Raw genomic sequence first — 26,528 nt, 5'->3', positions numbered from 1 at the left:
GTCGCTCTCGGTATATAAGTGGTGGCTCAAAATGGGCCGGATGCGGTCCGTCCGCTTATCGCGTGATACAGACAGAAAGCCGTCATTCCACAGACGACCCAATAGCGGCCATTCGCGATGGATCAGTCACACTTCGGCTTTGCGCCTTCTTCGCGAACATTTAGGGCCGTGAGAGAGAAACCTGAAAGCCGCCGTATACTGCGCCAAGATTCCGGTACTTTGCTAACATTGTCTAAGCCGAAAGAGGTCTCATGCTTTTTGACGATGTGCCGACGTAATTTTTGTCAGGGACGATCGGCAGGCCAATTTGGAACCTTACCCTCGCGCCGTCCGTAGGACTTTCGACTCCCCCACCCGGATTTGGAAAGGGCGACCATGGCAAATCAGTTAAAATTGAAGCCGCTTGACGAGCAAGTTATCGTGATCACCGGAGCAACATCAGGGCACGGCCTCTGCGCCGCGCAGATGGCTGCATCTCAGGGAGCCAGGGTCATGCTCGCCGCGCGCGACGAAGACGCTCTGAAGCAGGTTTGTGCGGAGATTCGGGCGAGTGGCGGGACGGCAGACTATGTCGTCACCGACGCTGGGAAGGAAGTTGACGTCCAGAATCTTGCCGACCAGACGATTGATCGCTTTGGCGGTTTCGACTGCTGGGTAAACAATGCCGGGATCGGCGTCTACGCTGAGGTTCTGGATCTGGAGATAGAAGATCACCGCAAGGTCTTCGAAACCAACTACTGGGGCGTCGTCTATGGTTCGATGATCGCCGCGCGTCATTTAAAGAGTAAATCGGGCGGAGGCGCGCTGATCAATATCGGTTCGATCAATTCGGATCTGCCTGGTCCGATTCTGGCTTCCTACAACGCCTCAAAACATGCTGTGAAGGGATTTACCGACTCGTTTCGGATCGAACTTCAGATGCATGATGAGCCGGTTTCCGTTACATTGATCCAGCCCAGCGCCATCGGCACACCGTTTCCCCAGCATGCCCGCAACACCACCGGCTACCAGGCCCGATTGCCGAAGCCTATCTACGCCCCTGAAACGGTGGCGCGGGCCATACTCGACGCGGCCCAGCATTCGCGCCGCAACGTGGTCGTGGGGGGTGCCGGCAAGTTGCAGATATTCGGCTCGGTCGCTCTTCCTCATTTGTTCGACAGGATTGCCGCCACAATGGCCGACAAACTGATCGACAAAGATAAGGCGATCGCCGAACAAGAGGGTAATCTTTATGCACCGCAAGGCAATGATGGCAATGTAGAGGGTCGCCAGCAGGGCAGGCAATTTAGCATCGCTACCGCTGCCGGTCGCCACGGCTGGGCAACTGTGGGGACGCTAGCGGCAATAGGTGTAGCAGGAATTTGGGCCCTAAGAGGGAGCAGTTCGAGAGCCTGAGTCTGTGAAGCAAGCCAGTGTAAAAACAAAGTAGTCGCCCGGATCTGCCAATCCAACGCGATCGCCGGAGGGTTCGCTTGGCAGATTCGCCGCCGCAGGGGTTGATCTGGGGAAAGCCTGCGTTTCTGGCAGCCCTGGCACGAGCTGCGGACCGAGTTCGTCGCGTTCGTTGACTACGCTCCAGAGCTGTTCGGTCCAGGGGTTGATAGCCAGTGCAGTGGGGTTGCGAATGCCCGAGGCATAGATGCGGCTGGCCCCGCTTTCGCGATCGACTTCGCAGATAACTGCCCGGTTTTCTTCGACGTCCATGCCGCGCTCGCCGACATTGCTGTTGGAACCGACACCCACATAGAGCTTGGATCCGTCGGCGCTGGCCGTCATCGCCTTGGTCCAGTGATGGTTGATTCTGGCCGGCAGCCTGGTCAGTTCGGTCCCGCTACCAGCTATGCTGGTAGCGCCTTGTGTGTATTCGAAACTGACCAGATAATCCTGGTTGGCCACGTATAACGTGCATCTACCAGCGCGAGCCCGTAAGGCGCATCTAGTCCATCAATGAAAGTGGTTTGCAAGTCTGTCTGACCGTCCCCGTCGCTGTCGCGCAGCAGGGTGATGCGATCACCGCCTTCGACCGGACTTTTGCCCTGCTTCTTGATCAATCCAGCAATAATGTCCTTCGGACGCAGCGCTGGTGCGTTACCGCCCGATCCTTCCGCCACCAGTATGTCACCATTGGGCAAGACCACAATTTGTCTCGGAATCTTCAGGTCGCTGGCTATTGCGGTAACCGTGAGCCTTCCGGCACGGTCGGCAGTTCATCGCCCCAATTTTCGGACGTTGGAATGTCCATCGCGGGGACCAGCGCATCGTTTTGCGCCGGCAGTTCGGGCCTCGCGCCCGTCTGTTCGAGTGAGGGATCGCTGCTGTCCTGGCAGGCAGACACCAGTATCGCGAGCGGAAGGGCGACAGCGGCAAAGCGGATCATGCGTGTCTCTCCACGGAATGCGCGTTACCATGTGCGAGAAAGGCGGCGACAAGAGCCAGCAATGTGCAAACCGCGGAAAGTACGAGGCCGAGTGTGCCAACCGAATGCCAGCCGTCCCGCGCGTGTGCTGGAAGGAGTTCACCAAACCGGCCGCGAACATCGCCGCGACTACCCCAAGGTACTATAAACGACGCACTTTCGATTGAGCGTGACCGAAAAACAGGCGAAATAGCGCCCATACCAGCACCAGGCCCGCGAAGAAATTGGCCCCGACCAGAACCCAGGATGAAAAGTTCGACCACTGGATTTCAGCGGTATTGTAATAGGCGATGTCGCTCAAAAGGGCCGAAGGATAAAGCGCTAGCGGAAATGCCAGCAGGATCGCGTGGAGAGGGTTCGCAAGTGGCCGCGAATAGGTGATGGTTCGATCCAACGATAAGTCTCCTGTTGCCTTCCGCGGCTCAATCAAGAAAATTAACCCACGAAGGCTGGGAAAGTGCCGAAGACAACTCCCGACATTGCCAGACCGAGCGCTCCCAACGCGAATGGGGATCGCGGCTTGCCGAGCCGCAGACCCCATCCGACCAAGGCTCCTGCGGCAGCGATCATGGCGACAATCGCGATCCAGCGCGCAATCTGTTGTTCGGGAAACACCAGCACCGCACCATAGCAAGTCGTGAAATGTACTGCCCAGATCGCGAAGGCAGCGATCAGCGTACGGTACTCGCCTCGCCGCTCGATCGGGTCGCCTGGCTCAACCACCGGGGAAGAACCTGGTGACTGCCGTAAAGACCAGGCCTTGCAGCGCGCAAAAGCCGATAAATCGTGCCACCACATCCATGGTTACATTGGTCGGCGTGGTCATGATTCCGCGCGCTTCACGGAAGGCGAGGTAGGCGGCCATAATGATTGCCACCGTCACCACCTGCGCCTGAAGCACCATGAGCATGAAGACGGTGGCACCCATACCGTTCATGGTAGGCGCGAGGCCCGTTTCCAGCCATCCAGTGATATCGAAGTAGAGAGCGCCAGCCAGCAATCCGACGGCCAGCGCCTCCATCATCCATGGTAAATCCTCGGCGAGACGGCCTTCCTTCGTGGCAAGCAACCGCCTGCCGCCCCATGCCGCCACAAATGCCAGGCCCTCCATGGTCAAAATCAGCACGGTTTGCCCTAGTGGCGGCGGGGCGCTCCACACTTCGGGATTGATACCGTAGAGATAAAGATACGCGAACACGCCCATGAAACCAATCATGCCGATGACCACCATCAGTGTGTTCAAGGCCCACCAGCCATGACTGCTGGATCCCGTGATCGCGATAGGCACTTCGATACCTCCGCCGATTTCAGCTGTTTCCTGCTTGATCGGGCGATCGGTCTCCCACAGCCAGCGCAAGGTGCTCAACACGGCAACGATCCCGCAGAAGATTGCAAAGGGATATGCCTGCACAGTGAGCGAGAGGAAGAACCCCGCCGTAAAAACCGCTGCCGACACTGGCCAGGCAGAAGGGCCGGGCATCAGCTGGACATACTGTGGTTCTGCCATCACCGGCGAGGTAATCAGCGTTTCACGTTGGCCTGTGGCCGAGTTGGGCAGGAAATACCGACCGTCCGCGACTTCCTGCGACAGTCCCGGCTGATCCCATAACGGGTCACGCGATCGCACAAGCGGGATCGAACGCGTTGAATAAAGCCCGGTCGGCAGCCATTCCAGTGTGCCGCCATTGTAAAGGTTGCCTGCATCATCATGCACGGTGAAACGAAACCTTCGCGCACAGTCGATCACGAATAGCAGGACGCCAGCGGCCATCACGAACGCACCGATGGTCGAAATCATGTTAAGCAGGTCGAGATCTCGGCCGGGCAGATAGGTATAGACCCGGCGCGGCATTCCCATGAGCCCGGTCAGGTGCATCGGCAGGAAAGTGATGTGCAACCCCGTGAACATCAGACCGAACACCCATTTGCCTACCCGTTCGGAAAGGGCCTTGCTGCTTGTCATGCCATGCCAGTGGTAGAAGGCGGCAAACATGGGAAAGACCATTCCGCCGATGAGGACGTAATGCAGGTGGGCGACGATGAAATAGGTATCGTGCGCCTGCCAGTCGAAGGGCACCATGCCCACCATCACACCGGTCAGCCCGCCCATGGTAAAAACCACTACGCTGCCGACAACAAACAACGCCGGTGTTGTCCATTTGATTGTTCCACTGGCGAGGGTCGCTATCCAGCAGAACACCTGAATGCCGGCGGGTAAACTCACCGCCATGCTGGCCGCCGAGAAATAGCCTGCGGAGACCCTGGGCATGTCTGTCGTGAACATGTGGTGCGCCCATACACCGAAACTGATGAAGCCGGTTGCCACCAGGGCCAGCACGTTCAGCCGGTAGCCGATCAACTTGGTTCGCGCGACAGTGGACACCATCATCGACATCAGGCCCGCCGCGGGGATGAAGATGATGTAAACCTCCGGATGGCCGAAAAACCAGAAAAGGTGCTGCCACAGCATGGGATCGCCACCACGCGTCGCGTCGAAAAACGGCCAATTGAACGCACGTTCGATCTCCAGCAGCATGGTGCACAGGATCACGCTGGGGAATGCCACCACGATCATGACCGCGAACACCAGCATGGCCCAGGCAAACATCGGCATCTTGTCCAACGTCATGCCCGGCGCGCGGGTGCGCAGCACGCCCACGATGATTTCTATCGCCCCGGCAATGGCGGAAATCTCGATGAACCCGATACCCAGAAGCCAGAAATCTGTATTGATGTCCGGACTGAAGGCAATGGATGTCAGCGGCGGATACATGAACCAGCCGCCATCGGGCGCAAGGCCGACGAACAGCGACATGAAGAACATCGTTCCGCCGACGAAATATGCCCAGAACGCGAAGGCGGAAAGTCGCGGAAAAGGCAGGTCTCTTGCCGCAAGCATCTGCGGCAAAAGCATGATGCCGATAGCTTCCACCATGGGCACGGCGAACAGGAACATCATCACGGTGCCATGCATCGTGAAGAACTGGTTATAGGTATCGACGCCAAGAAAATCCTGCATCGGCGCGGCGAGTTGCACCCGCATACCCAGCGCGAGGATGCCTGCTGCAAGGAAGAAACCGAATGCCGTGACGACGTACCAGAAGCCGACGTAGTTGTTGTTGACTGCGGTCAGCCGTCTCCAGCCCGTAGGAGCTTTCCAGATCTCGTTCAGTGCGTCGACTTCGCTATCGGGGCGCTTGTCGGTCGGGAAACGCTCGTAAAGCGCGTGATCGAATCCCGTCTCCGACTTCATTTCTGCAGTTCCAGGAATGCGGCGATATGGCCAAGGTCTTCGGCGGACAGTCTGTCGTAGCTTGGCATGCGATTGCCCGGCTTGATCGACTGGCTGTCACCTATCCAGCCGATCAGCGTGCCGCGATGGTTCGGAAGTATGCCCGCCCCCAGCGAACGGCGCGACGCAATATGGGTAAGGTCCGGGCCTGCCAGTCCGTTGGCTTCGGACCCGGCAATGCGGTGACAGGCTGCGCACCCTGTTTCCATGAACAGGTCGTAACCGCGGCGCGCGTCGTAGCGTTCCAGGTACTCGGCCTCTGTTGGATAGAGATCTGCGTCACCGGGATAGCGCTGCGATTCCTGCGCAACGGGCTCTGCGGCATTGGCCAGCGTATCCATCCGGTCCGCGAGCCATGACTGCCAGGCAGCAGGCTCGTGCACCACGGCGATGAAGCCCATCAACGCATGCTGCCCACCGCAGTATTCTGCACATACCCCGCCAAATTCGCCTGCGCGATCAGCCTCAATCCGCAGCAAGGTCCGGCGGCCGGGGATCATGTCCTTCTTGCCCGACAGGTGCGGAACCCAGAAGCTGTGGATCACATCGGCGGATTCCAGTTCGAGCACCACGGGCGTATCGACGGGGATGTGTATCTCGTTCGCATCTACCATCATCACCGCCCCGTCAGGATCGAGATATTCGACGCGAAACCACCACATTTCGCCCGTTACGCGGATCCGCATCTCGTCTCCTCGGATCGGTTCGGTTAGGCTGGCCGTCAGGGTCAGGCCCCAGATCAACAGCGCAGTCAGCACCACGCCTGGAAAGGCCACCCCGCCTATCCAAATAGCGCGTTCTCCGCCCAGGTTTGCCTTCCAATTGGGCGGCCCCTTGATCGCCACCCATAATGCTACGACCACCACGCCGGTTACGAACACGCCGAGAGCGAACAACGCCCAAGACAAGGTCGTCACCTGCGCCGAATACGGGCCTGCCGGATCGAGGACCGGCGGCGGCCATCCCCAGACCGCCTCAATCACTGTCTAAGCCATACAGGTAGGAGGCGACGTCCTGCGCTTCTGCATCGGTCACCGGCATCGGTGGCATGGTCGAACCGGGTTTTATCGCAGGGGCATTGCGTATGAAGGCGGCAAGCAATCCTGGCCGGTTCGGAAGTTTGCCTGCAATCAAGCCTACATCGTCGAAACCGGCCAATGACGGTCCCAGTCGTCCCCTGGGCCATTCCACGCCGGGGATTTCATGGCAGGAACCACAGCCGGTCTTTTCGATTGCGACAAGCCCGCGTGATTTCGCGGCATCGCTGGGTTCGTACCGTGTCTGCACCGGATCCTTGCAACCTGAAACGACGCTCGACGCGCCCAACGCCAATACCGTGGCAACAATGGCTTTGCCGCGATCCGATGAAACCATTCTCCCCATCCTGACGGGAACCTGACAAGCGCCTACTTCGTTCCCGTAATTCATGTCGCCCCGATCCTCCACTCACAGTTCGTCGGCATGGACGCCCCTTCTGGCGGCCTTGTTGCTTGCATCATGCAACTTGTCACCTGTGGATGACCGGTTCGACGATAGCGGAGAGCTGATCGCGCTATCCGGAAGCGATGCAGGACCACAAGCTGCGTGTCACACCTGCCATGGCCTGGATGGAGGCGGGAATGGTGACCTCGTCCCTCGCATCGCTGGAATGGATCCCGGGTATATCGTTCGCCAGCTTGGATTTTATGCAGACGGGCAACGCCAGCATCCGCAGATGAGCTGGCTGGCTGACAGGCTGTCCAGCGAGGAACGGCTGGCCGTCGCGCACTATTATGCTGACATGGACATACCCGTGGCAGATAGCGTGACCGCCGATGTTTCAGGCGACCCCGATGCAGGAGGGACCTGCCCTTCAGTGGAGGCGGGTCGGATCTATCAGCAAGGCGATCCATCGCGTGACCTTGCATCATGCGCATCCTGCCATGGGACAGACGGGACCGGAGTGGGCCAGGGCAATCCGTCTCTTGTCGGGCAGAGCGCCGCCTATCACGCTGAGCAATTGAGCCGCTGGCGTTCGGGCGAACGGTATGGCGATCCGCAAGGCGTGATGCACGATGCCGCCGCAGCCTTGCATGAGGACGAGATCACCCCGCTTTCGGAGTATATTGCGTATGGTCTGGGGCCGACTGGTCGTCCTGGATCTCGGGCAGAATGCCTCTAACCACGTCGTCCCTGTCCCAGAAGTGATGCTTCAGCGCAGCGCCCACGTGCAAGGGCACCAGCAACGCCAGGCCGATCACGCCCCACAGATGAAGGCTTTCTGCCCATGTAAGAACCTGAAATTGCCACACGGGCGCCAGGGTGTGGAATGGCATGGGAGGAACTGCAATCAAGCCCGCGATAGTAAGCGGTTCGACCGGTTGTATAGCTGACCACATCGCCCACCCGCTCAACGGCAGTAGCGCGAAAAGGGCATAGAACAGGTATGTCGTCAGATGTGCTGCGGTGCTTTGCCAGCCCGGACTATCGGCATCGTTAATCGGGTCGGGTATGAACAGGCGCCACGCGAACCGCAAAATCGCAAGCAGCAGGATCGTCAGTCCCAGTTCACTGTGCAGTTCGTAAATCGCCAGCTTGTTTCCGCCAACCTGGTAGCGGGACATGATCCAGCCCAGCCCCAATTGAAACAGCACCAGTCCCGCCATGATCCAGTGGAACCAGATACCGACAGGCGAATATTTGCCGCCCTCGGTATAACTTACTGCCCATTCGCGAACGTGGCGATGCAGCCTCATGCCGGCTGCCTTTGATCGAGGGATCGGTAAAGGATCGCCATCGCAGCAAGAAGATAGATCAGGCTTGCTGGGGCCCACATGATAATGCCGGCGATCTGCTGGTCTTCCAGTGGCGTCATGCCCCAGATCTGCGTTGTCATCCAGTGCGGGGCGTACAGCGCAGTCCCGGAAAAGGTCAGCAAGGCACCTAGAGCGCCCACGGCCACCATCGTGGCGAGCAAAGCAGTGGTGGCCCCGGGCGCTGGCGCACGAATGATCCTGGCCCACCAAATTGCGGCCGTTGCCGTGATCGAGACCTGCATGGCCCAGAATGCAAGATCGCTGCTCATGGCCAGCGCGTAGAGTGCAGGCGCATGCCACAGCCAGAATGTTATGGCGTGGACGATGGTCCAGATCGTCAGTGAGCCGGGAATGTTCATCTGATCGAGCCGCAAGGCGGCGACCAGTAGTGGCGCAAGCAGGACGGCCAGCAATATGTCGTGGACGATCCGCACTGTGAACAGGGCAGAGCCAAGAGCGCAAAAAGGACTGACGAAAATGAACGCTATGAGGGCAATTGCGCTTGTTGCCGGAATGATACGCAATCGCTGGCGGTATAGATAGGTCGCGACGGACAGGAGCAGCAAACCGATCAGCAGTTCGGGAGCGAAATTCCAGTGCGTCGCCCACTCGCCCGGCAGGGGTGCTTCACCGCAATATGGCGTCCAGTGGTGCAAGGATTGCCTCCCTTTCGCTTATACAAACCTGACGGACCCGACCGCGTTCCGGATACTTTTCCAATCAGGTTCCGCAGGCGGAAGCCTCTATTGGCAAATAATGGATCCCGATGAGTAAGTCAGGCGTTGGATCAGACTATGAAACAGACACGAACAGAAAGCGATAGCCTGGGCCAGATCGCGGTGCCCGCCGATGCCTACTGGGGCGCGCAGACACAGCGCAGCATCGCCAACTTTCCCTTCGCCGAGAAGGAACGGATGCCGTTGTTGATCGTGCGCGGTCTGGCCATCGTCAAGCTGGCGGCTGCGCGGGTCAATCGGCGGCATGGACTTGAACCTGCGACAGCCGACGCGATTGAAAGCGCGGCGCAGGAAGTCATCGACGGGAAGCATGACGACCAATTTCCCCTGGTCATCTGGCAAACCGGGAGCGGTACGCAATCGAACATGAACGCCAACGAGGTGATCGCGGGTAGAGCCAACGAAATCCTGACTGGCGAACGCGGTGGCACCCAGCCTGTTCACCCCAACGATCACGTCAACAAGAGCCAGTCCAGCAACGATACCTTCCCAACGGCGCTGCATATTGCTGCGACGGTGATGCTGGAATCGGATTTCTTCCCGGCACTCGACCGGCTGACCGGAGCACTTGACGCCAAGGCGCGAGCCTGGTGCGATATCGTGAAGATCGGGCGCACGCATTTGCAGGATGCAACACCGGTGACCCTGGGGCAGGAATTCTCTGCCTATGTCGCCCAGTTACGCGACAATGCCGAGGCTATTCGCTTCGCCAGCAAAGGTGTTCGCCCACTGGCGCAGGGGGCTACCGCAGTCGGCACCGGCCTTAACGCTCCCGATGGTTTCGGATCGGCCATGGCTGACGAGATTTCGGCGATATCGGGTCATGAATTCACCACGGCACCGAACAAGTTCGAGGCGCTGGCATCCAACGATCCACTGGTGCGGCTTTCATCCGGTCTCAGCAATCTGTCGGTCTCCCTCACCAAGATCGGCAACGATATTCGCTGGCTCGGTTCCGGACCGCGATCGGGTTTGGGTGAGCTGACGCTACCTGCGAATGAGCCGGGCAGTTCCATCATGCCCGGCAAGGTCAACCCGACCCAATGCGAAATGCTGACGATGGTGGCCGCGCAAGTCCTCGGCAATCACCACGCTGTGTCGATCGGGGGAATGCAGGGCGCGTTCGAGCTTAACGTGTTCAAGCCCATGATCGGCGCGAACGTCATCCGCTCGATCGAACTCCTTTCGACCGGAGTGGACAGCTTCGCCGAACGCTGTGTCGAAGGCATGGAGCCAAACCGCGAACGGATTGCCGAACTGGTGGACCAGTCGCTGATGCTGGTAACGGCTCTGGCACCGGAAATCGGTTACGACAATGCCGCGAAAATCGCGAAGCACGCGCATGACCTCAACACGACCCTGCGCGAGGCAGCGCTGGACCTCGAGCTGGTCGATGCAGAGACATTCGACCGCGTCGTGAAGCCGGAGGATATGACCTGAGGTCAGACGCCGAACGGGAAGGTTTCAGCAACGCCCTGGTGTGGCTCACCTTTGCCCAGCGGCTCCAGCGCGCGAGTTTCATCGAACCAGCAATAGGCGTCGAACTGGCGCGGCAGAGCCGCGTCGCTGTAGTGGCTCCAGCGTTCGGTTTGCGGTCGGTAGATCACACCTATGAAGCGCTCCAGTTGAGGGGCCAGCAATCGTCTGGAAAGCTCTCCTTCGCCTGTCAGGTCGAGTAAAAATCGCTCGACACCACTGTCGTGACACAGCCGTTCATAGCTGTCCCGGCGCGAGGGGTTGACGCGCATGGTCTCACGCTCTCCATCCCAGTCGTTGGCAGCACTGACCGTGCCACCATGCGTTCCGAAGCCAATCAGGGCGACATCGTCGCCCCAGCGTTCGCGCGCCAACTGGCCTATATTATGCTCTCCGCGGACCGCACCCATATCGGTGGCGCGGGCATCGCCGATATGGCTGTTGTGGGCCCATACAACGGCCTTCGCATTTTCTCCCCGATTTTCGAGCAGATGCCCGAGCGTGTCCGCCATGTGGCTATCGCGCAGGTTCCAGCTTTCGCTGCCACCGTAATACATGACGCGGTAGTATTTCTCGGCTGACGCGACCAGTCGCGCATTCATCGCCGCGGAGAATGCACCTGAATTGTCCGCCAGCGAACGGCGCAGCATCTCGTTGCACTGTTTCACCACGTCCTCTTCACATTCGGCATAACCTTTACTGAGCGAAACGCGGCCATAGGTAGCAGGATCCGCCTGCCAGGGTGTGAGGCAGCCATAACGTTCGCGAGCGACGACAGCGGAGTCAGGATCATGCTCGTCGAGATAAGCGAGAACCGCCTCTATCGAGCTTGCCATATTGTAGATGTCGAGCCCGTAGAAACCGACCATCGCGTCCTCGTCGCGACCTGCATTGATTTCCCGCAATGCCCTCAGGATTCCGGGCATAACGGTGTTGCGCCACATCCAGCCGGGAAATCGCTGGAAGGGACTTTCCTGATCTTGCCGCAGTTCTTCGCCACGAATGAACTTGTTATAGGCAGCGGCATCGGGCCAGTCGCCTTCAACCGCGACAATGTTGAAACCGTGATTGTCTACCAGATGCCGGGTTATGGCCGCACGCGCCGCATAGAAATCATGCGTGCCATGGCTGCATTCGCCCAGCATGACGATGCGCTTGTCGGCGAATTTATCGAACGCGGCGGCAAACTGCGGATCGTCGATATCCGGCAAGGGTGTGCAATTCGCCGCGATCAGTTCGGGGGTGGACATGTCACGCGCCGGGCGGTGATCCGACGATGCGCGCGCCCCGTCCTCCGGCACCACGCCTTCCAGCAAGGGGACGAAACGAACAGGCGTGATATCGTGACTTTCCCAACCGTCTTGCGCAATGCGGGTAATGCAACGCAATTGCTGGATATCATCGCCGCCAACGGGAACGATCAGCCTGCCGCCCACCTTCAACTGATGTTTCAGCGCGTCGGGTACTTGCCCGATGCGGGCAGCGACCAGGATCGCATCGAAGGGCGCTTCAGCCGGCAGCCCCGCCATCCCGTCGCCTGCGATGATCGTGCAGTTGTCGTAACCAAGGCGCCCAATACGAGACGCGGCCTCTCGCGCCAGTTTCTCGTGCCTTTCCACCGCGTGCACTTCGCCCGCGATGCATGACATGACCGCAGCGGCGTAGCCGGAGCCTGCCCCGACCTCCAGGACGCGGTGGCCCGAAGCAATCTCGGCAGCGTCGATCATGCAGGCAACGATGAAGGGCTGGCTGATCGTTTGCCCCTCTCCGATCGGCAGGGGGGCATCGTCGTAGGCGAATTCCCGCAGGTCTTCCGGGACGAATTCCTCTCTCGGCACCTTGCGGAAAGCGGATAGGATCGCATCATCATCGACACCGCGAGCGGCCAGTTGCCGCTCGACCATCGCGATAGCCGGGCTTTCGGAGAGGTTGTTCACGGGCTTGCTCCTTCAATTCCTGCAAAGAGAAAGCGAACGAGCCCCGCGTGGTGTTCCCGCGAACCTGCAACGTTCGACCACGCAATCAGCTTTGCGAGTTATCTCCGCCCTCGCCCCCGAAGAGTCCGCCTGCGGTAAGCAGATCAGCGTCAAGCGCGAGCGACAGGATGCTGAAGCCAAGCGCGACGAGCATCAGCAACCCGTCGCGCACCAGCAAGGCCAATCCGAAGGCGGCGATCGCCAGCATCGGGGCTGTGCTGGCGAAGGGCAGGAATTCGAGTGGTGGCACCGTGCAGCACAAGATTATGATCGCGATGGCAGCGATACGCGGCCATGGTTGTTTGACGAAGCGCGGCAGCCGGCCGTGAAACCATTTGTCGAGCTTGTGCGCTATGCCGTCCAGCTTATCCACAGACTTGTGTAGTTTCGCTCCGGACACCGATCGCTTCTGAATGAAACCGGGTAACCAGAGATGATCCCTGTCAAACAGCAACTGCGCGGCAGTCAGCGCGATGATCAGGGCAAGGAAGGTCGGTACGCCGGGAATTCCGCCAACAGGAGTTACTTCAATAAGCGCAGGGATAAGCAGGGCGGGGCCGTAAGACCGATCACCGATTGCATCGAGCACATGGCCAACGGTTACCCTGTCATGCTCGTCTGCGGTCTCGCGCAAGCGATTGAGGATATCGCAGACCGAATGCACTTCCTCGGAAGCACTCCCGAGTGCAGCATCGACTTTCTCCTCGTTCACATTATCCTCCTAGATAGGCCGACATCAGCAGTAGCAGGGCAAATCCCGCTGCGAAGGATGGGCTGGAAATACGCCGCGGAGCCCCCCGCTCGTCGGCTTCGGGCACGATGTCCTCGACAGTCGCTGTAAGCAGCAGACCGCCGAAAACCGCCAGGGTGACGCCTATCAGCATGTCACCTGCATCTTTCAACAGTAAGAACCCGATAAGGGCGCCAATAACGGGCAAGAAAGGGTACAGAGCCATGGCCCGCAACCGCTCGCCGCGATCAACGTTGGCTGAGCGAAAACCGGCTGCCACCGCGAAACCGCCCGGCAGGTTCCCCAGCACCTGCGACAGGGCCAGCAGCAGCCCCAGATTGGCCGATACGGCTCCGCCGCTACCTGTCATCAGACCATCACTCAGCAGATCGATGCCCACTGCGGCAAAAGCGCCCCACGTCGTCGCGCGCACGGGTTTGTTGGCGAGTTTGGCTTTCGCGTAGCGCGTCAGTCGGGCGAGGCCGATGGCGACGATCCCACCGGCGAGTATCGCTGCGGCAAGCATCCATATCTCGATCCGTTCCTGCCCACGCGGGATCAGTTCAACGGTTGCAACCGCGGTGCCTATCCCGGCGGCTGCATGCAATGCGCCGCCCGTTAACCAGTCTGGGGGCTTCTTCCATTCGGCAAGTGCTACGCCAATCAGATTTCCCGCCACCGGAAGCAGCGACAGTAGCAGGATGGTCCCAAGGCCGATCTCGCCGCCATTCATGGTAAGCGAAGAGCGCAGTCGATCGAGCCACTCCGCAGTTCAGTCTCGCGATAATGCGCTATGCGATAACTGAAATCTCTCATGGGTAATGCGAAGACGCGAGATAGGAAGGAGCTGTCGATGCCCTGCTTCATACCGGAAAGAATGCTCGCACCGACGCTATTCAGATCGCCCACGCCGTCAGCACCACCTTTAGGAGATGATCCTAGATAGTTCGTCTGATCGCGCCGCCAGACACCTTCGCGCTCAAGCACACTCATGGTGATTGAATTGCGCTTGACCGCCGGAGTTCCGCCAACATTGATCATTTCGGAGCTGACTCCGAGGCTGGAGCGAATTCGGATGTCTGCAAAGTGCCCTTTGGGACTTGGCTTGAATGGACCCAATTGACCAGCATTCGGGGGCGCCCGCGGCCTTCGATGCCTCGCTGAGTTAATGGCATTTTTCAAGGGCAGAACAACCGAAGGTCCGGAATTGGCGCGCCTAGCTACCATCAGCGCCGATCTCAACGAACGGCAGCTTTTGTCGAAACGTCGTAACTGTCCGAATGGCCAAAATGGGGCGCAAAGCCGACATCGTTCTTGTTTGATGGCCGCCCGAAAAGCGGCGACGAAATCACCTTGCCGAGCGTTAACGGTCGCCCGACTCATGTGATGAGAACCGCTTTGCGAGGCGCGCGCTGGCTCCGCTTTGCGCGGCGAGCCTAGCCCCATAGCGCATTACCGTTGCTGGATCGCGCCAGCGATAGGCTTGCATGATCGCGGGCAGCCCCTCCCCCGCCGCAAAATTGTCTTGAGCCACCCCGACCCTGATCGAATGGCTCGAGATGTCGCTCACCCAACGCTCTAGCCGTTGTTCGCTCATTTCGCCCAGCAGTCCTTTCGCATGCGCCGCGCGCACCATCCTACGGTATATCAGCGTGATGCTGTTGGGATGCAGCGGACGATTGCCGACCCGGCTGACCGACCCGTCGAAATGCAACTCCACCCTTCGCAGCAGCGGTCCCGAGCGGATATCTGTCGCCTTTTTCCAGGCGCGGATCGCTTGCATCGTCGCCAGGGACAGATAGGCATAAGCCCCCTCCCCTTCGGCATCGGTCTTGCTCGAGGGGATGAACAGCACCCCTGCCCCGCCCTCGCCCGCCTCGATATGATCGATCTCGATCGCCACCAGCTCGGAACGTCGACAGGCGGTGTCGTAAGCGACCCGCAGCAGCGCCGCATCGCGCAGGCCCAGCCAGTCGCGCCGACAGGATTTGAGAAGATGTGCCAAGCACACGCCCAATGCCGGACCGTCGAGATCGGCGATATCGCCCTTGTAGCGGATTCCCTTCGCCTGGCGCTGGCGGGTGCCACGCGCACGGCGCATGGCCTTCAATTCGAGCTTTACCAGCGGTGCTGCGGTCGGATCGGTCAGCCCCGCCATCCTATAGGCCATCCCGACATGGACGAGATAGCGCGCGATCGTCGCGGGCGCGCGTTTCTTGATCGGGGCGCGCAGCCGGCGCTCGGTTTCCAAGCCACCAAGCGCCCTCACCCAATCCGTAACCAGTCGCGCGTCCGCTTCCGGCGCCCGAACTCCATTTACCCGGCACCATGCGTTCCAGAACGCACGATCCGACAGGAACGCGCGTTTTGTATTGGCCGACCAAGCGCGCGCCGCCGCGTCGATCATGGCCGGATCGATTGCCGTACCAGCGTCGGCGAGCGCGGCGACCGTCGCGATCACGGGCTCGCTCTCGCGATCGGCAAGTCCGTTCGACACTAGCGCTGGAACCCTGTTCGGAGCGATTTCGGAAGCCATCTCTGGCGATTTGCGTGGATTAAGCTCCCTTGTCTAGTGTTGATAAGCAGGCCTTATCAACACTAGTCATTCTGCATTGTGGACTCGCGTGTGCGTTTCAGTCTACTTTCGTGCCATGAGCCGGCCGGCACTTCCCCTCTCCTCGATCGCCTGGACGGCCGGAGTGGCGGGCCTGTTCGGCGAAGCTATGGCAGCTATCGGCAGGCTGGATGCGCGGATTTCCGCCAGTCCTGTCGCTCAGCCATGGCGAAATCGGACGGTCTGGAAGGGCTATAGCACGGCGCTGCAACTGCAGCGATACGAGATCGATGAAATCGACGTATTTTCTCAAGCAACGGGAGTTCCGATAGCCGGGCGCCCCTCCGTTGCCACGGCGGGCCGACCGTTCGATGCATTTGGTGAGTGGAAGCATTCTTTTGATCGGGCGACTGTGCGTCACTGGCGCGAGGGCCTGCCCTTCAGCTTCGACCCGCCGGACACCTGGAGCAAGGCCCCTCCCCTCATCCGTGCGCTGACCTTGCTCGACATCTGGACGCGCCAGGACCCCTCGCCTCGTCCGTGGCTCTGCTTTCCCCAGCTGCTGGCCAGCATGAATGTGGTCGCAAGCGCTCTACCTTGCCTCGTCATAGGCGACCTCTCGCTACGGACCCTGCACGGCCCGCGAGAGCGCCAGCTCAAGCGGCTGCTGAAGGCGTTGCGCAGCACTGCCGCCGACGGCCTGAAGCGTCTCGATCGGCTTGAGGGCTGGCGCCTGAACTTTGCTGCTGTACTTGCAGAGGAAAGCCGCCCGGGACTCTTGCGTGATCTGGGCAAACTTGTCCTTTCGCAGCCGCTGGTGACGGCGCGGCTGATTGCGGACACATTCGAGATTACGCTCTCGGGTGCGGGAAAGCTGCTTGCGCGTGCTGCCGCACACCGCCTTCTCGTTGAGGTTTCGGGCCGGAACAGCTGGCGTCTTTACGTCACGCCAGATATGGGGATCGCTCTGGGTATGGTCTCCCCCCCGCGCGGCCGACCGCCCTCCCCTCCCCGACGAACCGAGGAGCTCGATACGGTGCTGGCGGACTTCGACAAGGAAATGGAAGAGATCGATACGCTTCTGCAGAACGTCCAGAGTTCCCGGCCTAGCTAAAGAACCTTCCCGATCGCCAAGATCAACTCGTCCTTGCCTGCTCCGGAACCTGGTAGCACTTTTATCGTCACACCCTCCCCCTTTGCAGGCCGGTTCACCGTTAGCATTGGCCGACCTTCTTTGGATTTGATCGTCTCCGCCTTCTCTTTCCTCGCAGGTTTGGCGGGAGCCACCGTGGCCTTGAGGAGGCGCTTGGCGATTTCGGGGCCGCTCAGTGGTTCCGCCCCCCCTTCCCTATCCGCGACTAAGGCGACCGCCTCGGCCTCCATTGCTTTTCGCGCGCGCTGATCATTTGCCAGTGGCTTGAGATCGCGCGCTATCCGGACAGTGATGTCGTGCCGGTCGGAGAAGGCCGAAACGATTTCGCTGGGGAGACGCGCGACATTGAGCATCCGGCTTAGCCAAGATTTTGAGATATTGAGGTGCTCGGCCATCTGGGTGAGCGAGCCCTCGTAGAACTCCTCCAGCGCAGCTTCATATTCGTGCGCCCGCTCCCAATCGGTGATGTCCTTGCGCGAGCGGTTCTCGACATCGGAGACCCGGAAAGCCTCTTCGTCAGTGAGCTGCTGGACCGTGACCAAATAGTCAAACTCAGGGTGGTTGTGCTCGCGCAACCATTGCACGGTCCACCAGCGGCGCACCCCGGCGATGATCTCGTAGTCGTGGTCCGGATCATCACGCAACCGGCGCACAATAGCTGGGATGCGCTGCTTCTTGGCAGAAAGAAAGGCGCCGATGAGGTCACGGCAGCTTTCTTCGGTAAGATGATCGAGATCGCGGTTGTGCAGCCGCCAGGGCCTGCAGCGGCCGGGATCGACGAATTCCGTTCGATCGGTCACAACCTTGCCCGAGGCCAGTCGGTTGAGCGCCTCACTCCGGCTCGCCATAATGCTCCGCGCAGGGGCCGCCTCCCCCTCTTCGATCTCTTCGTCGAGCGAGTCGGTTAGCAATGAGCTGAACCCTTTGTTGCCCTTTGCCATGGCTTAATCTCCTTACTTTATCGCCGCGCGGGGAGCTTGTTGCCACGTGGCAACGCTGGCCCGCAATTGATCGATTTCCGCGCGCAAGAGCACCGAAGACAATCCGTTTCGATTTGTGGGAGGGTAACAACAACCCCTTGTTATACAATCTATTCCTCGCAATTTGCCACGTGGCAACATCAGATCGCGCCCTCCCCGGACCGACTCGCCCAAGACGCGACAACATCATGCTCAATGTCGTCGCAAACCGCGGTGAGATATTTGAGGCAGCGCATGTGCACGTCACGCGAAGTCACCGGTCGATCGAGCTCGAAAACTGTTTTCAGACGAGAGCTCGCATTGTCGATTTCCGCGCTGGTCGGCATGATCGATGTGAGCATCGAGCCGCCAAAAACATCACGCATCATAGCCAGCAATTCGCGATGCATCGACTTGTTCTCGTCGACGCGGCTCGCAACGACGCGGATAAAATTATAGGCGGGGCGCGCCCTACCCCCAAGCTGCTCAAGTTGCTCCATCGTGGTTCGGGCCATGTCGACGAAGGAGACCGTCGACGAGAAGTCGATCACGCTCGGCGGCATTGGAATCACCATCGCGTTTGCGGCCTGCAAGACTGCCATGGAAACCATGCCCAAGGCTGGCGGTGGGTCCATGATCACAACGTCATAGTCGTGCACCACTTCACCGATAGCTTGCGAGATAAGATCGATTACGTCGAAGCTTCGGGTCTGCGCGAGATGCGCCGCGATTTCATATTCCAGATTGTACAGCTTCAAGTTTGACGGAAGCAGATCGAGGCCATGAAAATGCGTCTTGCGGATGATCGAACGCACACCGAGCAATTCCGGGTCATGGAAGTGTCCGTAAAGAGTATCATTCTCGCCGAGATCAATATCGGGCCGGTAACCGAACATCATGGTCGAACTTGCCTGGCTGTCACAATCCACCAGCAGCGTTCGATAACCCTTTATTGAAAAATGCTGGGCCAGATGCACGGCAATCGTGGATTTGCCGACACCGCCCTTGAAGTTCGATACCGAAATGATGGCCGGCATATCCTCAGGCTCTCGCCAAGGCCGGGTGTCGAAGACCTCCCGCATGTGATCGAGCTCGGCAAGATTATAGGGCAGGCGATGACCCGAAGGTGTTCGCTCGCGTTCAGGCAGCCGGCCATCGCGTTCGGCCTCGCGTATCGCCGAGGCGGTCCGATCGACCAGTTCGGCAGCCTTAGAGATGGAATAGGTGGGGCCAGCTTTTTCACCGGTCTCGGGATCCATAGCGTGCGTCTGCAGCCGTTTAAGGATCGCCAACGACTTACGGTGAAGGGAACGGAGATCATCGGTCGCCGTGTTCTCCGAGCTCGCTGTGTCAGAAATTTGGGTCGCCATCTGCTGTCCTCGTTGGAAGTCTCGGAAAGAAATAGACCCAGTTGAAGATTTCGGCAACGACTTGGCCAAAATACCTACAACCTTACCGATGATCTCCGAGCCATTTGGGCCGGAACTAGCATCGGGTTTGCGAATGACCGATGATCTGCGAGCTCTTTCGGCGGCACAAACCCGCGGGTAGGGCAGGGTGGGGTACTTGTGGACAAGTACCGATGATCTGCGAGCGCAACCGATGACCTAGGTGCCAAAATACAATGATCTCGGTGCTTTCGAACCGATGATCTCGGAGCACATACCTACTTAATAAGAATCTCCTTCTCCGAATCCGATTCGCAAATCGTTTTCATTTTGTGATTTCGTTTCGGAAAGATCGCTGCGAACGCCGAACGGACCCGAGATCATCGGTGGATTTGCAGGTTTGACCGCCAGAATTGCGCAAAAATCGCCAAAAGGGTTGATTTGCCGATCCAACCCTGTTGTTGATCGCAGCACCACAACCCGGCGAATCGGGGAAGGGGACGATGACGCAGGATGACAGGACACCGCTCGGGCACCAATACGCACTCGCCATGCTTTCCGGCGGGGCCGACGAGGTGCGTGAGCTCGCAGAGTATGCCGGTACGCAGCTGACGCTTGACGCATTTCTGCGAGTACAGGACGAGGAACCGGTTCCCGCGTTCTTGCATTCCGCGCTGTGCGCGATGTCTCTTCCGACCAAGCGCCCGAAAAACGAATTCGAGCCGATCATTCGTGAAGACGGACGCTATGCATTGGCGATCAATCCCCGGCCGGTTCTCCAGGACGTCGATGGCAAGCGTGTGATGAAGAGCCTTGGCGTACCCTTTGGCTCTTACCCGCGCGTCGCACTTATCTATATTCTTTCTCAGGCAGTGCAGCAGCGTTCGCGCGACGTGTTCCTTGGTCGAAATTTCACCGACTGGATGCGGCGGCTCGGCTATCAGACAATTTCGTATGGTCCCCGCGGTACGGCCAATCTCATGAAACAACAGGTCGATCGCCTACTCGCCTGCGAATGGCAAATTCGCTGGGACGGAGGAGAAACTGACCAGAACGCCTTCGCTGTGCGTGACGTAAAGATCTCCAACGAATATGCGGGCTCGCTCGACAAAGACGGTGCCTTCGCGCGCGAAATTCGTATGTCCGAAGTCTTCTACCAACATCTGGTAGAGCACGCGGTCCCGCTTAATGAGGTCGCAATCCGCGAGTTGAAGGGCACGCCTACGGCGCTCGACCTCTACACTTATCTTGCCTACCGCTTGCCGCGGGTTACCGCCGGTCGCGGACAGGCGATATCCTGGGATCAACTTGCGAAGCATCTGGGCAACGCAGCGGACAGCAAGCGATTCAGGCAGACCGTCCGCGAGACGATGCAACTGGTCTCTTCGGTCTACCCCAATGCCAACATCGATGTGTCTGGTCGCAAGGTTGTGCTTCATCCATCACCCGCCCCGCTCGAGAAAAAACTTGTCGGCACGCACTTGCGCCTTGTTGGCGTGGAGCCTCGCAAGAAGCGGGGAGGGGAGGGGGCCAAGACAAAAGGCCCGAATACGGCAAAGCAGACGGTCGAAGACTTGCTAGCTTTTCCGAGCGGCTCACTTCAGTATGGCAAACGCGAAGAGGCGTTCCTGAGAATCGGCCGGGACAAAGGGGCGCCTTGGGATGTCGACTTGATGGCCGGGGAGTTTCGACGCGGCTTCCCCGACGTCTCGCGCAAGCGCACAGAAAAGGAATGGTTGAGAGTTTGGGAAAGCTTCGTGACCTCCTACGCCAAGCGCCGAAAGCCCTGCTGACTCCCGTCTTCGTGGCCACACATATTGACAAAGCGTGGCCACGGCGCTATTTCCTCTCCCAAGGAGATAGCCGTGACAAATATAGATCTGATTGCCGCTATTCGCGATCTGCCTGTACGAGACAGCGCACGTCTCAAAGACGCATTGATGGGGACCTTAAGTCGACTTTCGGGTGGCGAGCCTCTTGCGGTCCGGGCATTCAGGGATCGGTTCAGCGCCATCAACCGCGAGGTTAGCGAGGGGGGCGTTCAACTGGTCGCAACCGCCGGATCACAAAACGTCTTGGTTTCACTCGATAGTCTCGCCGCTCTCATTGAATCGGTTCACCAGAGTATGAGCTTTGCCGACCAGCTTGAAATGTCGGGTTTCGAAGCGCTCGAGGTGGCAATGGTGGAAGATCAGGATCCCCTCGACGATGAGGGCCTTGTCTTTGGAACTGCAGTGATGGCTGAAGAGGCTTAGCGGCCAGCGTGCTGTATCTGCTCTCGACGCAAGTCCTGTTGGACATCCTCGGCAAACAATCTCCCGGCACGCAATGGATGACTACCGCACCGGCAGGATCGGTGGAAATTAGCGTCGTTTCGATCGGGCAGGCTCAGCGCTATATCGGAAAGCTCTCGTCGGCATCCGAGAGAGAGAAACTGATGCGCGCTTTGCGGCGCATTGAGGCCACCGTCACTGGCAAGAACCGCGAGCATGAGGGCGTGGTGCCGTTCGATGGCGAGGCCGCGCGCATCTGGGCCGAGCTAGCGGACGCCGACTTGCCATACATCGTTCGCAATTCAGGTCACCCCGAGCGCGAAGTGCCGCTAGGGGCGACCGGTCGCATGGTCGTGGCGACCGCGCTGGCGCGAAGCGGTACTCTTGTAGAGGCTCCGCAGCCCTATCACGAGAAGATCGCCCGGCTATTGGTCGAACATCCGTGACCAAAGGACAGGATCCAGAAGATCAATTGGTCATGCCCGAGGGCGGGCCATTCGAAGCTGGCGGGCGATATCAGGCGCTATGCCTGTCCGGAGGAGGATATCGCGGGCTATACACCGCAATCCTGCTCGAAGAGCTTGAACGACGGGCCGGAAAACAACTTCGCGAATGCTTTGATCTGATCGCCGGAACCTCGATCGGCGGTATCCTTGCAATCGGTTTGGCCGCGGGGATCCCAGCCCATTCATTGCGGCTGTCTTTCGAAAAACACGGCAGCGCAATCTTTCCCAAGACCAATCGGATATTGGGTCTAAAGATTCCGCGCCTGTCGCTACCGGCTTTTCGCCACCGATATTCGAATGACGGCCTGAGAGAGACAATCAAGACGATTCTCAATGACCCCGGCGAGAAACTCACAATGACCGACGCAGGCCCATCGCTCCTCATTCCCAGCGTTAATGCGACTACCGATGACGCGGCGGTGTTCCGCACATCGTCCAGCGATCAAAACCTGACGCTTGTTGATGCCGCTCTCGCCACTTCGGCCGCACCGACCTATTTCCCCGGACACGCTATCGGCGATGAGAATTTTGTAGATGGCGGGCTCATTGCCAATGCGCCCGATCTCCTGGCCATTTCGGATGGCCTTCAAGCGGGCTTTCGCAGAGAGGATATCCATGTCCTCAGTCTTGGCACGGTCGAAACCATTGCAGGCCGGCGCATCCGCCCGCCATCCGGAACGGGCTACGTGACAGGTGCCAAGCGGCTTTTCGAACTAACTCTCGATGCGCAACAACGGTTGGCTCTCAATGAAAGCCGCGCGCTGCTCGGTTCGAATTATCTGCGCATTGATGCGATTGCTTCTCCGGATCAAATGCGAGACCTAGGCCTCGACCGGATCGATAAGCAGAGCCGAAAGACACTCAGTGCCCTCGCGACAGCAAGCATCCGAGATCAACTCGGCTCCGATATCGGTCGCCTGAGAGGCATGCTCGGCCGCAGGGCGGAATGGGTCATGTAATCCAACATTATCCTGACTGGCCGGCCTGCCATATCGAACCCCTCAGTGCCGCCTAGACCGAGGAGGGGGAGGGGGGAGAGCGGATGGATTTAAGGTTGATGTCACATGCTTACCGCTCTCAAGCCTACCAAGGAAACCATTGATCTCGTCGCCGGCTTGAAGGGGCGGTGGCACGGTTCGTATGCCATGTGCCGCTGTCCCGCCCATGCCGACGAAAAGGCGTCGCTTTCCATCCGGCAGGGTAATCGCGGACTACTGGTCCATTGCTTCGCCGGGTGTCGCAGTGAAGACGTTCTTCGCGAACTCTCACGAACCAGACCGGTCTTCAATTCGCCAACGCCCGAGTACCGAACGGGTGCATCGACGCAGAATGCGCGGCGCATCTGGGACCAGGCTACCGAAATCAAAGGAACGCTTGCAGAAGCCTATCTGCGATCACGCAACCTTCCTCAGTCCCTCAGAGACTTGCGTTATCACGCACGATGTCCGTTCGGCCGCAAGCCAAATGCCGTCTTCAGGCCGGCCCTGCTTGTGGCCGCGCGGGAAGGGGTGAAGATCAAGGCTATCCAGCGTATCGCGCTCGGTCCGGGAGGACTGTCACATAAGGGTAAATACATGCTCGGACGACCGGGCATGGCGGCCTGGTCGCCAATCATGAAGGGCACCACACTCGCTCTGGCGGAAAGCATGGAGGATGCCGCTGCATATACAAAGCTGAAAGGCACGCCGTGCTGGAGCACGCTGGGGGCCGAGCGATTGCCTCTGGTCCGCATCCCGGACGGGGTGGCAACTCTCGTAATAGCCGAGGACAACAACCGGGCAGGAAGGCTGGCGGCCCTTGCAGCCGTCGCGGCGCACGAGACTCCGGAGCGCCGCGTTCTTCGCGATCCGCCCCCACGAGCCGCGGCCGACTGGGCGGAGGTCAACGAAAACACCGGCGCATAGGGGCTTCGAAGAACAGAGAAGGGGAGGGGGAGGATTGGTTGCGGATCAGCATCAGGAGCAGACCGTGACCGACCTCTTCGACATTTCCGAACAGCGCCTCAAAGGCGCTATCGAAACCGTGGCTGCTGATATCGGCAATGCCCGTCTTTCGAAAAAGAAGCTCTTCGAGACGATGGAAGGGCTGCACGGCTGCACATCGGCGAACGGGACATGGACCCAGCGCGATGCCTACGACCTACTGGAAGCAGGGCTTGCACTTCACCTGACCGAACTCGGGCCCGTTGAGCGCACCGACATTTCCTCGATCTCCGACCTGGTCGACTCCCTGCCGACCCAAACTGTCAGAAGCGAGGATCAGATCCGCTTCCAGCAGTTTTCGACCCCGGCAGACCTTGCAGGCCTCGCGATGATCGCCGCGCAGCCTCGCAGCGGGGATATCGTCCTCGAACCGAGTGCCGGCCACGGGTCTCTCGTCAGCATGTTGCCGAGCGTCGAGGAACTGCACCTCAACGAGCTCGATCCGCGCCGGCGCGAGAAGCTGAAACTCCTTTTCGCTGGTGCGACCATCACCGGCTTCGACGGCGCCATGCTGACCTCGCTGGCCGCGCCCGAACTTCGGCCGACGCTGATCCTCATGAACCCCCCGTTCTCCCGCTCGCAGGGCAGGGGCGTCGATGAATACGCCGCTGTCCGCCATCTGCGGGCCGCGCTCTCGAAGCTCAGTCCCGGCGGCCGGGTCGTGGCGATCATGCCCGACTGGTTCACCACCAGCGCCAAGATGATCCGGATCTACGAGGAGACCTTTACGAACTGCACCGTACAGACCTCCGCTAGGCTCGCGAAATGCTATCACAAGCAGGGCACCAGCGTGGCCGTGCGCTTGATGGTGATCGACAAGACACCAGGGAACTCGAAACCATCGATCATCGCGCGCGATACCGTCCGCGAACTTGCAGACTGTCTTCCCATCGTGAAACGAGCGACGGTTCTCCCCGAGCGCACGTCAGTGCCCCCGCAGCCCAAGCCGAAGGCGACCAGCCTCTTCAAGTCGATGCGCGCCAAGCCGCGGACGACGCCGCGGGTCGAACGCAAGATCTCGGTCCGCGAGATCGTCCCCGTCGAATATGCCAAGCTCGAGGCGCCGCGCGCGCTCGGTACGCAATCAGGGGTCTACGTTCCCTATCGGCCCAGTCGCATCGATATCGAAGGCTCGCGCGAACACCCGACGCCTCTGGTCGAGAGCGTCGCGATGGGTTCGATTCCGGCCCCGGTACCGGACTATGTCCCGCGTCTGCACGACCGCATCCTGACAGACGCACAGCTCTCCGAGGCACAGCTCGAGACGATCATCTATGCCGGCAATGCCTGGACGCAATTCCTCCCCGGCAAGTTCACCCCGTCCGATGAAGGCGTAGGGCTTTCGCTGTCCGAAGACGGCAGAGCCTATCGCAAGGGCTATTTCCTAGGCGATGGCACCGGGGCGGGGAAGGGGCGGCAGGTTGCCGCTTGCATCCTCGACAACTGGCTCGCGGGCCGTCGTCAGGCAATCTGGGTCTCCAAGAACGAAAGCCTTCTCGAAGACGCCCGACGCGACTGGTCCGCGATCGGCGGGCTTCCGGCGGACATCCAACCGCTTTCGAGCTGGAAGATCGATGACGAACTTCCTTTTCGCGACGGCATCGTTTTCGTGACCTACCCGACGCTGCGCAGCCAGCGCCAGGACGCAACCCGCCTGAAGCAACTCCTCGACTGGGCAGGCACCGACTTCGAAGGCGTCATCGCATTCGACGAGAGCCATGAAATGGGCGGCGTCGCCGGCGGGGAGGGCGCCCGCGGTGCCAAGGCAGGGTCGCTGCAGGGTATCGCAGGCGTTCTCCTTCAGAACCACCTCCCGGATGCCCGCGTCCTTTACGCCTCTGCCACCGGAGCATCGGACGTGAACAATCTGGCCTATGCCGTTCGTCTCGGCCTGTGGGGTCCCGGCACTGCCTTCTCCAACCGCGAGGACTTCATCAGCCAGATCCGTTCGGGCGGAATAGCCGCAATGGAACTCGTCTCGCGCGATCTGAAGGCTTTGGGTCTTTATCAGGCTCGCGCACTCAGCTTCGCCGGTGTCGAATACGAAGTGCTGAAACACGATCTGACAGACCAGCAAATCGGCATCTACGACACCTACGCTGACGCCTGCCCTAGCGATCTGGAAGACCAGATTCGAGCCCATATGGCGACCATTCAGGAGCGCAGGGGCGAGCCTTACCAGATCTCGACCTCCGGGCAGACGATCACGCTGGGTCATGCACTCGAAGGCGCAAGATAGACTTACCCGCTTCGACAGGAATTGATCCTGAAGAGACGACGCACGGCCCCTG

24 protein-coding genes and 1 pseudogene are annotated in these 26,528 nt (G+C 59.6%); 10 read left to right on the top strand and 15 right to left on the bottom strand.

The window, feature by feature from the left end:
- Nucleotides 1-375 precede the first annotated feature (375 nt).
- A complete protein-coding gene (locus D2V07_RS14770) occupies nt 376-1,395 on the top strand; it encodes an SDR family oxidoreductase (protein WP_119587716.1) in 1,020 nt (339 codons plus the stop codon).
- Between the two features lie 135 nt (nt 1,396-1,530).
- Here D2V07_RS14770 and D2V07_RS19235 read toward each other — a convergent pair.
- The 6 genes and pseudogenes from D2V07_RS19235 to D2V07_RS14740 form a co-directional block, all read right to left on the bottom strand.
- Nucleotides 1,531-2,377 (bottom strand): annotated as a pseudogene (locus tag D2V07_RS19235) (PQQ-dependent sugar dehydrogenase); the annotation flags it as partial.
- Nucleotides 2,378-2,558: 181 nt separating this feature from the next.
- Complete coding sequence (locus D2V07_RS18910; RefSeq protein WP_233548438.1) at nt 2,559-2,810, bottom strand: DUF2231 domain-containing protein; 252 nt, start codon at nt 2,808-2,810, stop codon at nt 2,559-2,561.
- A gap of 41 nt (nt 2,811-2,851) precedes the next feature.
- Nucleotides 2,852-3,139 (bottom strand): hypothetical protein, encoded by a 288-nt coding sequence (locus tag D2V07_RS14755; protein ID WP_119587715.1) that lies wholly within the window; start codon nt 3,137-3,139, stop codon nt 2,852-2,854.
- A complete protein-coding gene (locus tag D2V07_RS14750) occupies nt 3,132-5,669 on the bottom strand; it encodes a cbb3-type cytochrome c oxidase subunit I (RefSeq protein ID WP_119587714.1) in 2,538 nt (845 codons plus the stop codon). The genes D2V07_RS14755 and D2V07_RS14750 overlap by 8 nt, the downstream gene beginning before the upstream one ends.
- Nucleotides 5,666-6,691 carry a cytochrome c oxidase subunit II gene (locus D2V07_RS14745; protein ID WP_119587713.1) on the bottom strand — a complete coding sequence of 342 codons (1,026 nt, stop codon included), beginning with the start codon at nt 6,689-6,691 and terminating at the stop codon, nt 5,666-5,668. The genes D2V07_RS14750 and D2V07_RS14745 overlap by 4 nt, the downstream gene beginning before the upstream one ends.
- Nucleotides 6,684-7,136 (bottom strand): c-type cytochrome, encoded by a 453-nt coding sequence (locus D2V07_RS14740; RefSeq protein WP_147367017.1) that lies wholly within the window; start codon nt 7,134-7,136, stop codon nt 6,684-6,686. Before D2V07_RS14740 ends, D2V07_RS14745 begins: the two co-directional genes overlap by 8 nt.
- Before the next feature lie 85 nt (nt 7,137-7,221).
- Here D2V07_RS14740 and D2V07_RS14735 point away from each other — a divergent pair, with 85 nt between their 5' ends.
- Nucleotides 7,222-7,869: a c-type cytochrome gene (locus D2V07_RS14735; protein ID WP_158586852.1), complete on the top strand. Its 648-nt coding sequence runs from the start codon at nt 7,222-7,224 to the stop codon at nt 7,867-7,869.
- On the opposite strand, the gene D2V07_RS14730 is transcribed toward D2V07_RS14735, so the two are convergent.
- On the bottom strand, nt 7,793-8,443 hold the full coding sequence (locus D2V07_RS14730) for a cytochrome b (protein WP_119587710.1): 651 nt from the start codon (nt 8,441-8,443) through the stop codon (nt 7,793-7,795). The genes D2V07_RS14735 and D2V07_RS14730 overlap by 77 nt on opposite strands.
- Nucleotides 8,440-9,159 carry a cytochrome c oxidase assembly protein gene (locus D2V07_RS14725; RefSeq protein ID WP_119587709.1) on the bottom strand — a complete coding sequence of 240 codons (720 nt, stop codon included), beginning with the start codon at nt 9,157-9,159 and terminating at the stop codon, nt 8,440-8,442. The genes D2V07_RS14730 and D2V07_RS14725 overlap by 4 nt, the downstream gene beginning before the upstream one ends.
- A 138-nt stretch (nt 9,160-9,297) precedes the next feature.
- Between D2V07_RS14725 and fumC the strand changes: the two genes are divergently transcribed.
- A complete protein-coding gene (gene fumC / locus D2V07_RS14720; RefSeq protein ID WP_119587708.1) occupies nt 9,298-10,680 on the top strand; it encodes a class II fumarate hydratase in 1,383 nt (460 codons plus the stop codon).
- 2 nt (nt 10,681-10,682) lie between these two features.
- On the opposite strand, the gene D2V07_RS14715 is transcribed toward fumC, so the two are convergent.
- From D2V07_RS14715 to D2V07_RS14700, 5 genes are all read right to left on the bottom strand, one after another.
- Complete coding sequence (locus tag D2V07_RS14715) at nt 10,683-12,653, bottom strand: protein-L-isoaspartate(D-aspartate) O-methyltransferase (RefSeq protein WP_233548437.1); 1,971 nt, start codon at nt 12,651-12,653, stop codon at nt 10,683-10,685.
- A gap of 85 nt (nt 12,654-12,738) precedes the next feature.
- A complete protein-coding gene (locus tag D2V07_RS14710) occupies nt 12,739-13,404 on the bottom strand; it encodes an exopolysaccharide biosynthesis protein (protein WP_233548436.1) in 666 nt (221 codons plus the stop codon).
- A gap of 1 nt (nt 13,405) precedes the next feature.
- Nucleotides 13,406-14,155 (bottom strand): ZIP family metal transporter, encoded by a 750-nt coding sequence (locus D2V07_RS14705; RefSeq protein WP_119587707.1) that lies wholly within the window; start codon nt 14,153-14,155, stop codon nt 13,406-13,408.
- Entirely contained in the window at nt 14,152-14,463 is a 312-nt protein-coding gene (locus D2V07_RS18415) for a hypothetical protein (protein WP_147367015.1), read from the bottom strand. The genes D2V07_RS14705 and D2V07_RS18415 overlap by 4 nt, the downstream gene beginning before the upstream one ends.
- Before the next feature lie 322 nt (nt 14,464-14,785).
- Nucleotides 14,786-15,829 carry a tyrosine-type recombinase/integrase gene (locus tag D2V07_RS14700; RefSeq protein ID WP_233548435.1) on the bottom strand — a complete coding sequence of 348 codons (1,044 nt, stop codon included), beginning with the start codon at nt 15,827-15,829 and terminating at the stop codon, nt 14,786-14,788.
- 292 nt (nt 15,830-16,121) lie between these two features.
- On the opposite strand from D2V07_RS14700, the gene D2V07_RS14695 reads away from it, so the two are divergent.
- A complete protein-coding gene (locus tag D2V07_RS14695; RefSeq protein WP_233548434.1) occupies nt 16,122-17,090 on the top strand; it encodes a hypothetical protein in 969 nt (322 codons plus the stop codon).
- Here the strand turns inward: D2V07_RS14695 and D2V07_RS14690 are convergent.
- Complete coding sequence (locus D2V07_RS14690) at nt 17,087-18,070, bottom strand: ParB/RepB/Spo0J family partition protein (RefSeq protein ID WP_119587704.1); 984 nt, start codon at nt 18,068-18,070, stop codon at nt 17,087-17,089. The two genes, D2V07_RS14695 and D2V07_RS14690, sit on opposite strands and share 4 nt — an antisense overlap.
- A 179-nt stretch (nt 18,071-18,249) precedes the next feature.
- Nucleotides 18,250-19,458, bottom strand: coding sequence for an AAA family ATPase (locus tag D2V07_RS14685; RefSeq protein WP_119587703.1), 1,209 nt, complete (start codon nt 19,456-19,458; stop codon nt 18,250-18,252).
- 521 nt (nt 19,459-19,979) lie between these two features.
- On the opposite strand from D2V07_RS14685, the gene D2V07_RS14680 reads away from it, so the two are divergent.
- From D2V07_RS14680 to D2V07_RS14655, 6 genes are all read left to right on the top strand, one after another.
- A complete protein-coding gene (locus D2V07_RS14680; protein WP_119587702.1) occupies nt 19,980-21,269 on the top strand; it encodes a replication protein RepA in 1,290 nt (429 codons plus the stop codon).
- 72 nt (nt 21,270-21,341) lie between these two features.
- Entirely contained in the window at nt 21,342-21,731 is a 390-nt protein-coding gene (locus tag D2V07_RS14675; RefSeq protein ID WP_119587701.1) for a hypothetical protein, read from the top strand.
- A 77-nt stretch (nt 21,732-21,808) separates the two neighbouring features.
- Nucleotides 21,809-22,195 (top strand): type II toxin-antitoxin system VapC family toxin, encoded by a 387-nt coding sequence (locus D2V07_RS14670; protein ID WP_147367014.1) that lies wholly within the window; start codon nt 21,809-21,811, stop codon nt 22,193-22,195.
- Nucleotides 22,192-23,214, top strand: a complete 1,023-nt coding sequence (locus tag D2V07_RS14665) for a CBASS cGAMP-activated phospholipase (protein WP_119587699.1) — start codon at nt 22,192-22,194, stop codon at nt 23,212-23,214. The genes D2V07_RS14670 and D2V07_RS14665 overlap by 4 nt, the downstream gene beginning before the upstream one ends.
- Before the next feature lie 105 nt (nt 23,215-23,319).
- Nucleotides 23,320-24,159 (top strand): DUF7146 domain-containing protein, encoded by an 840-nt coding sequence (locus D2V07_RS19230; RefSeq protein WP_119587698.1) that lies wholly within the window; start codon nt 23,320-23,322, stop codon nt 24,157-24,159.
- 64 nt (nt 24,160-24,223) lie between these two features.
- Nucleotides 24,224-26,476: a strawberry notch-like NTP hydrolase domain-containing protein gene (locus tag D2V07_RS14655; protein ID WP_407641603.1), complete on the top strand. Its 2,253-nt coding sequence runs from the start codon at nt 24,224-24,226 to the stop codon at nt 26,474-26,476.
- Nucleotides 26,477-26,528 lie beyond the last annotated feature (52 nt).

Source organism: Aurantiacibacter zhengii (assembly GCF_003584125.1).
GTDB lineage: Bacteria > Pseudomonadota > Alphaproteobacteria > Sphingomonadales > Sphingomonadaceae > Alteraurantiacibacter > Alteraurantiacibacter zhengii.
Note: the sequence above shows the minus strand (reverse complement) of the source record. Positions and strands in the feature narration are given on the sequence as shown.

Coding starts and splice junctions, on each gene's coding strand:
- D2V07_RS14670 (WP_147367014.1), top strand. CDS start 21,809: ATGACTACCGCACCGGCAGGATCGGTGGAAATTAGCGTCGTTTCGATC.
- D2V07_RS14750 (WP_119587714.1), bottom strand. CDS start 5,669: ATGAAGTCGGAGACGGGATTCGATCACGCGCTTTACGAGCGTTTCCCG.
- D2V07_RS14740 (WP_147367017.1), bottom strand. CDS start 7,136: ATGAATTACGGGAACGAAGTAGGCGCTTGTCAGGTTCCCGTCAGGATG.
- D2V07_RS19230 (WP_119587698.1), top strand. CDS start 23,320: ATGCTTACCGCTCTCAAGCCTACCAAGGAAACCATTGATCTCGTCGCC.
- D2V07_RS14770 (WP_119587716.1), top strand. CDS start 376: ATGGCAAATCAGTTAAAATTGAAGCCGCTTGACGAGCAAGTTATCGTG.
- D2V07_RS14705 (WP_119587707.1), bottom strand. CDS start 14,155: ATGAATGGCGGCGAGATCGGCCTTGGGACCATCCTGCTACTGTCGCTG.
- fumC (WP_119587708.1), top strand. CDS start 9,298: ATGAAACAGACACGAACAGAAAGCGATAGCCTGGGCCAGATCGCGGTG.
- D2V07_RS14690 (WP_119587704.1), bottom strand. CDS start 18,070: ATGGCAAAGGGCAACAAAGGGTTCAGCTCATTGCTAACCGACTCGCTC.
- D2V07_RS14700 (WP_233548435.1), bottom strand. CDS start 15,829: ATGATCGACGCGGCGGCGCGCGCTTGGTCGGCCAATACAAAACGCGCG.
- D2V07_RS18415 (WP_147367015.1), bottom strand. CDS start 14,463: ATGATCAATGTTGGCGGAACTCCGGCGGTCAAGCGCAATTCAATCACC.
- D2V07_RS14730 (WP_119587710.1), bottom strand. CDS start 8,443: ATGAGGCTGCATCGCCACGTTCGCGAATGGGCAGTAAGTTATACCGAG.
- D2V07_RS14680 (WP_119587702.1), top strand. CDS start 19,980: ATGACGCAGGATGACAGGACACCGCTCGGGCACCAATACGCACTCGCC.
- D2V07_RS14685 (WP_119587703.1), bottom strand. CDS start 19,458: ATGGCGACCCAAATTTCTGACACAGCGAGCTCGGAGAACACGGCGACC.